The 12,914-nt window shown below is 41.7% G+C and carries 14 protein-coding genes; 2 read left to right on the plus strand and 12 right to left on the minus strand.

Features of this window, described 5'->3' with window-relative positions; translation table 11 throughout:
- Window positions 1-9: 9 nt before the first annotated feature.
- The 11 genes from SC428_RS03575 to SC428_RS03625 all read right to left on the minus strand — a co-directional run bounded on the left by SC428_RS03575 (window position 10) and on the right by SC428_RS03625 (window position 9,281).
- Entirely contained in the window at window positions 10-849 is an 840-nt protein-coding gene (locus tag SC428_RS03575) for an alpha/beta hydrolase (protein WP_318706161.1), read from the minus strand.
- Window positions 850-864: 15 nt separating this feature from the next.
- Entirely contained in the window at window positions 865-1,383 is a 519-nt protein-coding gene (locus SC428_RS03580; RefSeq protein WP_070925515.1) for a cupin domain-containing protein, read from the minus strand.
- A gap of 29 nt (window positions 1,384-1,412) precedes the next feature.
- On the minus strand, window positions 1,413-2,681 hold the full coding sequence (locus SC428_RS03585) for an MFS transporter (RefSeq protein ID WP_140181383.1): 1,269 nt from the start codon (window positions 2,679-2,681) through the stop codon (window positions 1,413-1,415).
- Window positions 2,682-2,703: 22 nt separating this feature from the next.
- Entirely contained in the window at window positions 2,704-3,918 is a 1,215-nt protein-coding gene (locus SC428_RS03590) for an NAD(P)/FAD-dependent oxidoreductase (protein WP_318705844.1), read from the minus strand.
- A gap of 4 nt (window positions 3,919-3,922) precedes the next feature.
- A complete protein-coding gene (locus SC428_RS03595) occupies window positions 3,923-4,849 on the minus strand; it encodes a VOC family protein (RefSeq protein WP_318705845.1) in 927 nt (308 codons plus the stop codon).
- 206 nt (window positions 4,850-5,055) lie between these two features.
- Complete coding sequence (locus SC428_RS03600; RefSeq protein WP_140181379.1) at window positions 5,056-5,832, minus strand: IclR family transcriptional regulator; 777 nt, start codon at window positions 5,830-5,832, stop codon at window positions 5,056-5,058.
- Window positions 5,833-5,862: 30 nt separating this feature from the next.
- Window positions 5,863-6,618 carry an SDR family oxidoreductase gene (locus SC428_RS03605; protein ID WP_318705846.1) on the minus strand — a complete coding sequence of 252 codons (756 nt, stop codon included), beginning with the start codon at window positions 6,616-6,618 and terminating at the stop codon, window positions 5,863-5,865.
- Entirely contained in the window at window positions 6,611-7,648 is a 1,038-nt protein-coding gene (locus SC428_RS03610; protein WP_140186658.1) for an aromatic ring-hydroxylating oxygenase subunit alpha, read from the minus strand. Before SC428_RS03610 ends, SC428_RS03605 begins: the two co-directional genes overlap by 8 nt.
- A 150-nt stretch (window positions 7,649-7,798) precedes the next feature.
- Window positions 7,799-8,107 carry a recombinase-like helix-turn-helix domain-containing protein gene (locus SC428_RS03615; protein WP_318705847.1) on the minus strand — a complete coding sequence of 103 codons (309 nt, stop codon included), beginning with the start codon at window positions 8,105-8,107 and terminating at the stop codon, window positions 7,799-7,801.
- A 2-nt stretch (window positions 8,108-8,109) separates the two neighbouring features.
- Entirely contained in the window at window positions 8,110-8,424 is a 315-nt protein-coding gene (locus SC428_RS03620; RefSeq protein ID WP_070925508.1) for a Rieske (2Fe-2S) protein, read from the minus strand.
- Between the two features lie 431 nt (window positions 8,425-8,855).
- Window positions 8,856-9,281 (minus strand): universal stress protein, encoded by a 426-nt coding sequence (locus SC428_RS03625; RefSeq protein WP_070925507.1) that lies wholly within the window; start codon window positions 9,279-9,281, stop codon window positions 8,856-8,858.
- Window positions 9,282-9,620: 339 nt separating this feature from the next.
- On the opposite strand from SC428_RS03625, the gene map reads away from it, so the two are divergent.
- Window positions 9,621-10,406, plus strand: a complete 786-nt coding sequence (gene map, locus SC428_RS03630; protein WP_318705848.1) for a type I methionyl aminopeptidase — start codon at window positions 9,621-9,623, stop codon at window positions 10,404-10,406.
- Between the two features lie 232 nt (window positions 10,407-10,638).
- On the opposite strand, the gene SC428_RS03635 is transcribed toward map, so the two are convergent.
- On the minus strand, window positions 10,639-11,070 hold the full coding sequence (locus tag SC428_RS03635; RefSeq protein WP_283126841.1) for a carboxymuconolactone decarboxylase family protein: 432 nt from the start codon (window positions 11,068-11,070) through the stop codon (window positions 10,639-10,641).
- A gap of 404 nt (window positions 11,071-11,474) precedes the next feature.
- On the opposite strand from SC428_RS03635, the gene SC428_RS03640 reads away from it, so the two are divergent.
- Entirely contained in the window at window positions 11,475-12,908 is a 1,434-nt protein-coding gene (locus SC428_RS03640; RefSeq protein WP_318705849.1) for a PLP-dependent aminotransferase family protein, read from the plus strand.
- Window positions 12,909-12,914: the final 6 nt, after the last annotated feature.

The raw sequence follows: 12,914 nt of genomic DNA on the forward strand, positions 1-12,914 counted from the left end.
ATTCCTTAATCAAACTTCTACTGCGGCATGGGATGCCAAAAATTGTGTCAGGTAACGATTAAATTGTTGAGATGCGTCGAGATAGCTAGCATGGCCTGCTTGTTCGAGATAATTCAACGGGCAGCCTTTTTGTTGCGCTAACTGTTGTACTTTTTCAGGTGGTGTGATGGTATCGTCGAGACCGACAGCCATTTGCACCGCTCCTGAAAAGGTATCGAGATAACGCCCTATGTCATCGTGCGCTAACATCCATGCTGCCGCTAGAAAGCCATCAGGGTTGAGTTGACTCATGGTTTGCCTTACCCAATCAATTTGTTGCTTGGTTGCTGTTGGGCTGAGTAATGCAGCAGCGCGTTGTTGTGCATATTTTTTAATACCTGAGTTAAACACAATGTCTTTGCGTTGCTGGTAAATTTGCTGTTGCTCTGTGGGACTTTTTGTTGCGTAGCCTTGCGCAGGATTTGCTAAAAATAAGCTTGTTACCTTATGTGGGTATTTTGCAGCAAATGCACTTGCCATTAATGCGCCTAGTGAATGGCCTACAAGAACCACTGAATTTAGCGCCAAGCCATCGATAAAAGCGGCTAATGCATCTGCGTAGTCTATTGCCGTTGGGTGCTCAGTAGCGAGAGCTTGGCTTTTAAGGTAACCCGGAGCATCCCATGCGATGAGTCGATAATGTTGTGTCAGTGATGAGTCTGCCAATTGATAAACCCATGAAGCTGACCCTGAGCTGATACCATGAAGTAGAATGATGGCATCACCATTGCCTGCTTCACGCCAATTTAAAAAATACTGACCGAAATGGGCAGATTGGATCACAGGTAATTGTTCACTTGGCAGTTTCATCACTGATTTCTCCTCTTAACCACGTTTGACTTTTGATAAAGGATGATCTTCTGGGTAAGTCGGAATAGCTGGTTTTGGTGTACCGATCATCACACACATGAGCGCTTCTTCTTCACCATGGTTGAATAGGCCACGATAAATACCGGCGGGTACAGAAATCAGATCGCGCTCTTTTAGCACGGTTTCATATTCTTCGTCGCCGTCTTTAATAAATAAGGTGATGGTACCTTTGAGCATGAAAAATACTTCTTCAACATCTGGGTGTAAATGCAGAGGACCTTCACATTTTGCCGGTAGTACCATAGTAGAAAAGGTAAAGTTTTCAGCAGGTACGGTGTTTGCATCATTAGCGACACCTGTAGCTCCAGTACCGATATAGCGCATTTGTGCTCGACGGTATTTAGGGTCAAAATCGGCCTGAAATTTCAGCGCGTTCCAATCATATTTACGACCTTCAAAACGTGCGATGCGTGATTCCACCCAATCAGCGATTTCAACGCCTTGTGGTTTTATTTGATTCTGTTGTTGTGACATAGTGCGATCTCCTAACATTGAGTCTCTAATCAATATTTCTTAATAAGAGGCAGCAGTAGTAAGCTGCCGATTAAACCGATAATAACGATAAATAATAGTCCGCTATCCATATCATGAGTGATGGTGATCAATACGCCCATGAGCAGTGGAGCTGCTGCACCGGCAAGATTGCCTAGTCCATTGAAGATACCGCCAGCTAGTGCACTGACTTGTTTTTGTGTTGCTTTAGCAAGCAAGGCAAAAATATTCGGTGCGCCTGCGCCCCACATAAACATACTGAATGCCATCATCAAAATAATGCTGTAGGTATTATCAAGGAGTAATACGCCTGCTAGCCCAGCCACTGCACCCAGCAATGAGATAAAGCAAACGAGTGCACGACGATCGTAGCGATCTGAAAGCCAAGCCCCGATGGCTTCACCGAATAACATGGCAATAAAGGGCAGTGATGAGAGGATCCCTGCATGCTCTAAATTGATGGATTTGCCTTTAATTAAGTAACTTGGCAACCAACCATTCATCCCCCACAGGTAAATTAAGAAGGCGATGTTAAATAAGCAAATGATCCAAAAATGGCTATTACGTAGCAAAATGTTGCGCTGTAATTTCGTTTCAGCAATTTCATGGGGGGAAACTTGGCCATTCGCATTTTTGTTTTGTTTATGACTTAAATTAGGATGGCGTATACCGATGATAATCAGCCACCAAACAGGCACAGTAAAAGCCGCCATGACAAAAAAGGTACTTTGCCAACCGAAGTTATGAAGTAAATACAGTGAAATAGGGAAGCCAAGCGCAGCCCCAAGCGGGGTGCCGAGTAACCAAAGCATCGTTGCTCTGGCTTGCATTTTTTGTGGAAATGTTCGGCGAACGATAGCGTAAGAGATAGCTAATAATGGGCCTTCAGCGATCCCAAGTAGGATGCGTAGAAAAACCATAGTGCCATAATGATGGGTGAATCCCATAAAAATCATTAAAAAGCACCAACTACTTACCATGAAAAGTAGCATTTTGGTTGGGTGAAATTTATCACCGATACCACTGAGCACCATGGACGAAATACCATAAGCAAAAAGAAAGGCGCTCATTAATAAACCAAGGCGAGTTGGATCAAAATCAATGCCTAGTGCTTTTTGAAATTGTTCATCAGAGAACAGTGCTGCGATACTAATTTTGTCAAAAAAGGCGAGCAGTACACAAGAAAATAATCCAATTGGAATAAACCAATTCACTTTTTCTTCTTGTTGTGTTTCTAACTCGTTAGTCACTGAGGAAACAGAAACTTGTTGGTTTGCCATGGTGTTTCTCCTACTCGCTTGTTTATTTCAGCGACATCAGTGAAAAATTAGGATCTGCAAGCTCTGTCGGTGATAGCTTACGGTTGTTTTGCATCCATCTCTTACCCAATTTAATGGCTCTGGCATCATTGAATGACACCATCTGGATCAACTCATTGTTTTGATTTAGCGAGAAATAAATTTCAGAATTGGGGGTGATACGTTGAATATGTTGAGTCGCTTCAGCCGTAGGTATGCCAAGTATTTGGATATTGTCTTGATATTGATCCGACCACAGCCAAGCGAGATCACTAAACGGCTCACTGTGTGCATTAAGCATCGCTTTTGCTGTTGAGATGGCTTGGTTTTGTGCATACGCCCAAGATTGTAAACACAGTGATAATGTAGGATGACAAGCCACATCACCAGCTGCATAGATATCGGGGTGTGAGGTTTGCCCTTGACCGTTAATCACAATGCCATGGGCTAATTCAAGACCTGCTTCAGAAGCTAATTCTAGATTGAGTTCTACCCCAATCCCCATAACAGCAATATCGAAACATTGGCTGGCTTGTTTATCACAGCTTATTGATAACGAGTCAGTGGTTTCATCAAGGCTGATATCGCCACAATCTGTAATGATATTAACGCCTGCTTGCTGGTGACGCTGCATTAAAGCATCAGAAACTGAAGCAGGAACGCTACGTTGGCATAGACGTGTTTGGCGTTCAAATACAGTGACGTCAAGCCCCATTTGACGTGCAGAAGCTGCTACTTCTAAGCCGATCCAACCACCACCAATAATGGCAATATTGTTTGCCTTAAGCATGGCTTCACGTAAATGTTGCGCATCATCCCATGAACGTAATGTGAAAACACGTGGATGTGATTGCCAATCTGAAGAGAGGTAACGAGCCCGTCCACCGGTAGCAATTAAGAGTTTATCAAATGAAATAGCACGCCCATCACTGAGTAGAACTTGTTTGTGCTGAGCATCAATCGCGGTTGCTCGAAGTGGTCGATACCATGTGATGTTCAATGCCGCAGTGTCTTCTTCACTAAATAAACGTGATAGCGAGAAATCGGCTTGTTTAAGAGCGGCCTTGGATAACGGTGGTCGTTCATAGAAATCATGCGCTTCATCGCTGATCACAGATAAAGTACCTTGGTAACCTTCATCTCTTAAGGTTTTGGCTGCCCAGCCGCCAGCTTGGCCTCCGCCAATAATGACAATTCCACCATTGATTACCTGTGTCATGACATCACTCCTTCTCTTTTTTGACTTGGCGGCGAGTTTCGTGGTCGATACCTCCCTCGACAGCCCATTCAGTAAAAGAAACTAGAGAGTGTTCGAGTTCACGTGGTTGCCATTTTTCAGTTAAATAGTCGTCATTGGTGTAATATTCAAAGGCGCCACCTGTTGGGCTGTTGACATACCAAAAGTAAGCAGATGATATTGGGTGGCGGCCTGGGCCGATAAATGTACTCCAGTGCTGGCGGTTCATTGCCAGACCCCCACCAATGACTTCATGGATATCACGGACGGTAAAGGCGACATGATTGAGGCCGCGTCCTCGGTGTGGCAGCTTGAGTAAAAAGAGATTGTGATGGCAGCCATTGATTTGAGTGCGCAAGAAAACAGCGCGATCGATATAACGATCGGAAACTTGAAAACCGAGCTTTTGACAGTAAAAAGCTTCTGTTGTTGGTAAATCATCAACGAAAAACACCACGTGACCGATATTAATTGGGGTTGCTTTATCGTAAACAGGACTCGGTGCATCAATACGGCGAATATCTCCCCACTGATTAATAGGGGAAATTTCAACATCAACGGGCTGTTGCTGTGTAATAGTAAACGCGACTGTCATATTGTTTGGATCCAGACATTCAGCACCATTCTCTGTGCGTTTGAATTGGGGACAATCGGCGATTTGTTTGATGATCTGTTCAAGCTCTGAGGCATCTTTGACACCCCAAGTAATACGCCGCAAGGTTGAGCCTGATTCAAATGCAGCGGGTAGGTGAGGGTCGTCAATAGCGGAAACCGTGATGCTAGCCCCCGATAATGTGGTGAAATGAGATGGGTTACTGGAGGATTTGTGTAAACCAAAATCCTGTAAAAATTGCTGGCAAGCCGCAATGTCGTCGACCCCAAACTCTAATTTTTCAATACCAATGACTGACATAATTTGACCCTCTATATGATATTGGTTTATTGCCGATCTAGATTTTGGGCAAGCAAAGGCCGCTGGTTTATGGCAATAAACCTAATGTTTGGTGTTATTTCGTTAAACTTATGCAACGTTAAGTTGCAGCGCTGTTTGTTTAGATTCGGCGGTTACGCTAATTTCGTCGCTAGCGACACCCCGAACTCTTCAGCGCATTATTCGTGCTATATCGCTTTCATGGATGTCATGCCACCAAGAAACTCGGTAAGTTTTTGCGCTGCACTTCTAACTTCATTTTGTAATCGCTGTCGTTCTTGGGCTGGGATACTATCCATTGGCATCATAATGCTAATGACGGCTTCGACACCGCTGTCTCGGTTGTACACAGGATAAACAATAGAAGAAATTCCTCGTCGATAGAATGATTCCCCGATGACATAGCCGCGTAAGCGGTCTGCTTGGATCATATTCCAAAAAACCTGTTTACTGCCGGCGTCATCAGGAAGTTCATCATCTGGATACAATTCATCAAATTCGGCGCGACTTAATCCACTCAGTAACATACGTCCAAGGGATGTCCGATGTGCCAGTAAACGTGTTCCAACGGTAACATGGTTAATTTTTGATTCGGCTCCACTGACTCTGGCAATATAAATAATGTCTCTACCGTCGCGTATTACAAGGTGGCTATTGCACTGACTGCGATCGCGTAATTGCTCGATGATAGGTTGCCCTAATTGAGTGAGATCGAGCGAGGCGATATAGCCTAAGCCTAGGCTAAGCACTTTGCGACCTAGGGAGAAGGCGCCGGTTCTTGGGTGCTGCTCGATAAAATCCAAATGAACCAATGTTTGTATAGCGCGATAGGCTGTAGCTTTTGGCATATCAACTAAACGTAAAATTTCTGCGAAAGTCAGTTCGCGGTGTTGCTGTGCAAGGAGTAATAAAAGTTGCAACCCTTTTTCTAAACCGGGGATCAAATATTTGCATGTTGAACTCAAAATCTTAACCTCCCCGCATCAGCGGTGTGATTAGTTAAATACAAACCCGCCATTAACTGGGATCAATTGTCCTGTCACGAAATTAGCCATTGGTGAAAGCAAATATAAAACAGTGCCTGTGACATCTTCAGGCTGTTGCTCTCCTTGCAGTGCTCGTCCATTCTCATAGAGTTGATGGCGTTCTGCGGGAACGTATTCTGTCGCTTCAACTTTGGTTAGACCCGGAGCGATAGCATTGACGCAGATCTTTTGTGCGCCAAGCTCACGCGCCATAGAACGGGTCATACTAATAATTGCTCCTTTGCTAGCGACATAAGCCATCAGTTTTGGTGCGCCCCAAAGAGCGGTATCCGAGGCAATATTGACAATTTTGCCTTGCTGACTTTGACGTAAATAGGGCAGCGCCGCCTTAGTAACCAGCCAAGTACCTTTTACATTAACGGTCATCACGCGATCCCAAAGGTCGAGGTCATATTCGTCTAATGTCTTACCACCAACCCCTGTCGCAAGTGCGGCATTATTCACTAAGCCATCAATAGCCCCTTGCTGTCCGATCAATTGAAAAACACGTTCTATTGCCTCAGGATCGGCGATATCTAAGTGATGACCTTCGGCGGTTAAATCTGCTTGTTGTAGTTGCATGACGCTCTGCTGTAAACGCTCCTTTAGGATGTCACACAACACAACATGGGCGCCTTGTTGGGCAATCGCTTGGGCGAAACTAAACCCTAAGCCTCTCGCCGCACCCGTAATAACAATACGTTTCCCCGCCAGTAAATCATGCATTTGAGACTTCCTTGTTGTAGATTTGGTCAAATTGCTTTTTGGCCTCGCGCTGCATAATACGGCGTAGACGTGATAAACCAACATCATGTTGATAAAGGAATTCTTGTTGACGAGCATTTGGTGCCATGTTTTCTAAAATGAGGCGATCTTGCTCAAGTACATCCCAGTGCAAGCCTTCTAAGCGATTGCGGTACATAAAGCGCCACAGGTCGCGTTGCCAATCTTTGACCTTACGGATACGCCAAAAGAAGACTCGGGTATTAAATCTATCTTCAGGAACCACCATACCGATGATCCAGAAGTGTCCACCTGGTCCAAAACGCTTTTGATAAGGAATCGATAAACGGAGCCAATTAGCGCCTGTGCTAGCAAATTCTACCCAGTCAAAGTTGACGCCGACTTGGTCATTTTTACGGAAAATAAATCCATTTTCAGTTGGCTCTAAGATCATTTCTGATTGTTTATCCCCATCCGCCATGGAGTGAGAAGATGAATGCAAATAGGTGCCATGCATTGGATCCATGACATTTTCAAGTGCATATTGATAGTTGCAATGCCATGTCGCAGTACATAAGAAATTGCTATGATTTTCGCTATCAGCTAACTCTTCAGGAAACTCAAGTGATGGCGGTACTTCATCTTCAATGGCAAAGTAGAGAAAAATGGCGCCATGCAATTCTTGAACCGGGTAGGTTTTTAAGCATTTTTGTCCTTCAAGCGGGCATTGACTAACCGCAGGAACATCTTTGACAATACCATCACCACCAACTTCAACACCGTGATACCAACAAGCAATGCGTTCACCTAGATTCCAGCCCATAGATAACCGCGCTCCACGGTGTGGGCAGCGATCTTCTAAGGCATGAATTTGCCCTTTATCATCACGCCATAAAACAATTTGTTCTTCGAGGCGGGTGATGCCAATCGGGTTGCTAGTGACTTCCCAGCTCGATAAAACGGGATACCACTGGCCTCGTAATCCAACATCTAAGTAATCTTGATAGTTTTGAAGTTGTGTTTTGGTTGTCATAATTTGCTTCCTGTTATTGGCGGTATTATTCGTTATTATTATTTCTGTTAACTACTTGTGATATTTCAAGTTGCAGTGTTTATGTGTTCTAGTCACATCTTGAGTCTGTTCCTAGTCTCACTGCGAATATGCAGAGTAGATAGCAGTGAATTAATACCCATTTACTTGGAGAAATTCGCGAAAACTGGCTTCATTCCATTGTTGACCTTGTCGGCCAAATAGCTGTTTTTGATTTAATTCATCAATGATTTGTTCAAGGGTTTCAACACCCGATGCAAATAACGTTTCTAACATCGCTATTAGTGAGACTTCGTACTCATCGGGAATACGTGAGCGAGTTTGCCAAACGACATTAGGTGCAGTACCGGGTGATTGAATATGACCTTTACCGCCTTCTCTTGCTGGGATAATTTGATGATTAGCCGGTAAGAAGGGGTTAAAATTTTGTATTGGATCCATATCTACTCCTCAATCAAACTGATTTCGATTCGGTTTTCAACAACACGTGTTTGGTATGTTTTCAAATCACGGCCTCCTGGCTCACGTAGACACTTACCTGTTCGTATATCAAACACGGCTTCGTGGAGTGGGCACTCGACTTTGCCATCTTCAACAAAGCCTTGGCTGAGTAAGGCATAAGCGTGTGGGCAAACATCCTCCATGGCATAATATTTTTCTTCCACGAGAAAAATGCCGATTTCGGTATCCTTGACACGTGCTGAATAAGGAAATTCCTCTTGTACTTGCGAGACATCACATACCGCTATCCAACTCATCTTGTTTCCTCTCTCTACAGCCAAATAATTTTGTTTCATATATAAAACATTGTTTATTATTTAAAACCAGACTAATTGGTTGGATGATAAACAGTCAATCAATTGTTATCATCATGTAAAATGATTGTTTTAAAATGTGCAGTGTGTCTAGATTATGATTAGTTTTAGTTTCATATAAGAAACAAGAAATGAATTATTGCGTTAGAGGGGAAGGGGAAAATAGGCCATTTACGCTATTTCACTCGATATTTCTAATGAAGCACTCAAAAATGGCTTAGTTAATATTTTTTATACTTTTTCTTTTAAGATTGGCAATGCAGTCTAGATTGAGATCTTTTTCAGCATTTTTTATGCAAGGAAATGGGTAATCATTATATATGACAAATTGTTACAGTAAGTTTCTAAAAAACCCACCGAAGTGGGTTGCTCTTTTAACGTACAGTTAAAACAGAAATTTTAGAGTTTTGGATGATCATTGAAGCTGTTGAACCAAGAAAATATGTCGATACTCCAGGTCGTCTTGAACCAATAACAATTAGGTCTGCTTGAATATCATCAGCGATACGTAAAATTTCATCTCTCGGTGTTCCCATGATCACTTGGGCAGTAAACTTCTCTTTGGGCAAATTAAATTCTTTAATTATATCAACTAATTGTTTGGTTACTTTGTCATTTTCACTGTCTGCTTTTTCTGCAAAACCGAAGCCCATTGAGGTATAAAAAGGTACAGTTGGGATGATTGCTAAAAAATGAATATGAGCACTTTCTTCCTCTGAAAGGTATCTAATGTGAGGAAGGACCATATTAGCCAAACTTTTTTCAGTAATATCAATAGGAACTAAAATTTTCTTATACATATTGTTCTCCGAACAATCGTCAATCGTGTTTTAAAAACTAACCAGACCATGAAGATAAAAATGTTCAAACGATAAGGAATTCTAGAGTAACTCACGATCAGGAGCATACATCATAATAATCAATAATACTTTGACGTCAGATTTAAGTTAGGAATTAATGTTAAAAAATATAGGGCAAATAAGTCTGTGAATATCTCGTTTGTGCTGATTATCTATCATTATCTCTTTGTATGGGATATGGTTTAGTGCGCGGTGTATTATTTTAGCGTGTATATAGCATTGCGCTGTTATTAAGTCACACGTCAGAAGAAGAGTCTATTAACGATAAAGGGAAGTACCATGAGTAATATCACAATCAAAACAGCTGAAGAAATTGAATTGATGCGTGAGTCGGGGCGCTTATTAGCCAAAGTATTTGCTATGTTAGATACTTTTATTGTGCCGGGTATTACCACCATGGAAATAAATGACAAGGTTGAAGATTATATTGTCAATGAGTTACAGGCAAGGCCAGCGAGTAAAGGGCAATATGATTATCAGTATGTTTTAAACACCTCATTAAATGAAGTCGTTTGTCATGGTGTTCCAAAGGTTGATGAACATTTGAAGGCAAAAGATATTATCAACGTTGATATTACGTTGGAGAAAAATGGCTTTATTGCTGATTCGAGTAAAATGTATGTGATGCCTGAAGCATCGCCACTAGCGCGCAAATTAGTAAAAGATACCTATGATGCCATGTGGGAAGGGATTAAACAGGTAAAACCAGGGGCAACGTTAGGCGATATTGGCGCCGCTATTCAACATCATGCTCAAATCAATGGTTATAGTGTTGTTCGTGAATATTGTGGCCATGGTATAGGCCGAGAGATGCATGAAGATCCTCAAGTTTTACATTACGGTGTTCGTGGACAAGGTATTGAATTAAAAGAAGGAATGACCTTTACTATTGAGCCAATGATCAATCAAGGCGGTATGAAGATCAAAACCAAGAAAGATGGTTGGACGGTGGTTACCCGTGATAAAAAGCTTTCTGCTCAGTCAGAACATACTATTTTGGTAACAGCTACGGGCTATGAAGTATTAACTTTACGCGATGAAGAGAAAAATATGATGTCCTCATGAGCGTTTAACTCGTAGCGGACTATATTCACGTTATTGACATTCATCATTTGAAGGCCGCAGATGCGGCCTTTGTGTTAATTAACCCGTGTAGTCGTTAATTTCATATTGCTGCGCACAGTGACGATTTGGATTAATACTAATTATTTAAGATCTTTTCTGTGCGCATTTGAAAACAGGAAATTAAACAGTCATGTTGGTGTGAAGAGGGAAATGATCACACCAACCATAGATATTATTGGCGCATACCAATAGCAACACGATTCAACGCACTCATTAGCCCAATGGCAAGGGTTAAATCTGATATTTGTTCATCGGAAAAATAATGTTTCAGGTTTTGAAATAACGTATCAGGTGCGACAGTTTGAGCAATATTCACCAAAGATTCAGTCCAAGCCAGTGCCGCACGTTCTTTGTCATTAAAATGAGAACTCACTTGCCAACCCGCTAAGCTATCAATTTTTTTATTACTCACACCACGCTCCCTTAATGAAGCAGCATGCATTTCTAAACAAAAAGCACATCCATTCATTTGTGAAACTCGTAGATTGACGAGTTCAATTAACTCGATGCCTAATCCACCTTTTTCTAATGCTTTTTTACAATCAATTAAGCCTCTATAGGCATCAGGTGATAATTTGCTATAGGGTAGGCGTAGTGTGTTCATATTAATTCCTTTATCTATACTCGTCATACTTCAAGTTGCAGCGTTGTTGACTACGCTCATTCGCGCCAGTCACATACTTATGTATGCTCCTAGCGTCTCATTCACTTGTCGCCTAGCTGCACCTCGAATTATTTAGAGTATGATTCGTCATACTTCAAGTTGCAGCGTTGTTGACGTCGTTCTTTCGCGCCAGTCATATACCCATGTATGCTCCTAGCGTCTCATTCACGCCAGTCACATACTCATGTATGCGCCTAGGGTCTCATCATTAAGGCATCGTTACGGCAAACATTTGTACCAGTCTCTGTATTTTTAATGCCTCAGCGAACAATTAATAAAGATAGTAATGATAAGTTGTCCTATAATAAAGTGACAAAAATGATTGAAATGACTAGGTCAAGATGGTGAGTAATATATTTAAAGTTGATAGTACGCTAAATGAACCACTGTATATGCAGTTATACCATCGTTTTCGTGATGCAATCGATTCAGGGCAATTGCTTGCTGAACAACGAGTACCTTCGATCCGTGCTCTAGCAAGTGAATTAAACCTTGCGAGAGGGACAGTCGAGTTAACTTATCAGCTATTGATTAGTGAAGGAATATTGATTGGGCGAGGGGCTAAAGGTACATTTATTGCGCCAATGGCGAATTGTTTGCGCAATAAAAAATCAATTATAACGCCTAATTTCAATCAGGATACACACAACTCTCAGGTTACCAGTTTCTATCATGAAAATGAGGTATTGCCTTTTCAACTTGGTATTCCTGCTTTGGATGCATTTCCTTTGACATTATGGAATCGGTTAATGCATCGAGTTTTACGTAATACGGAGTCTGTGCAACTGGGCTATCCTGATCCACAAGGTTTTATTGGTTTAAGAGAAGCATTAGCGAGTTATTTAGCTGTATCAAGAGGCGTAGTTTGCTCCCCTGAGCAAATTTTTATTTCTTCAGGCTATAGAGCAAGTTTACTTTTAATTTTACGCAGTTTATTCCAAGAAGGGGATGTAGGTTGGTTCGAGGAGCCTGGATACCATATCGCTCGAGAGTTTTTGCAAAAAATGGGGATGGTTTTAGTGCCTATTGATGTTGATGTGGAGGGAATAGATGTTCATTTAGGTAATAAAACAGCCGAAAAAGCGAAGTTTGCGTTAGTGACACCGACTCATCAAAGCCCGACTAATGTCACTTTATCGTTAGAAAGACGTATGGATTTGCTTAAATGGGCAAATGAACATAAAAGCTGGGTGATTGAAGATGATTATGACAGTGAATTTCGTTATTTAGGTCGCCCAATTCCTGCGTTGAAAAACCTTGATAATGACAATAGGGTTATCTACTGTGGAACCTTAAGTAAGGCATTATTTCCTTCTTTACGTCTCTCATACATGGTTGTGCCTACTCACCAAGTCGCTCGATTTAAAAGTACAGCACAACAATTAGGTGGGAATAGCCCAATATGGACACAACAAGTCAGCCAACTATTCATCCAAGAAGGTCATTTTTCACGTCATTTACGAAAAATGCGCAATCTATATCGACAGAGGCGGCAATACTTAATTGATGCAATAAACCAAGTCTTTGCTGACATTCTATTTGTTCATCAGCAGTCAGGGGGGATGCATATTGTTGCCGAGCTGATCAATGGGCAATCGTCGGAACGTTTTGTTAAACAAGCGAATAGGCAGGGTATAGGAATTCAATCACTGACAAGTTGGATGCAGTCTAATCATTCTACGCAAATTATTTTGTTAGGATTCACTAATATTAAAAGTGCTCAAGATGCATTTGAGTTGTGTTTGAAATTAAAAAATTGTTATTTTTTAACTCAATAAATCTTT

The organism is Providencia sp. 2023EL-00965 (assembly GCF_033550225.1).
Lineage (GTDB): Bacteria > Pseudomonadota > Gammaproteobacteria > Enterobacterales > Enterobacteriaceae > Providencia > Providencia manganoxydans.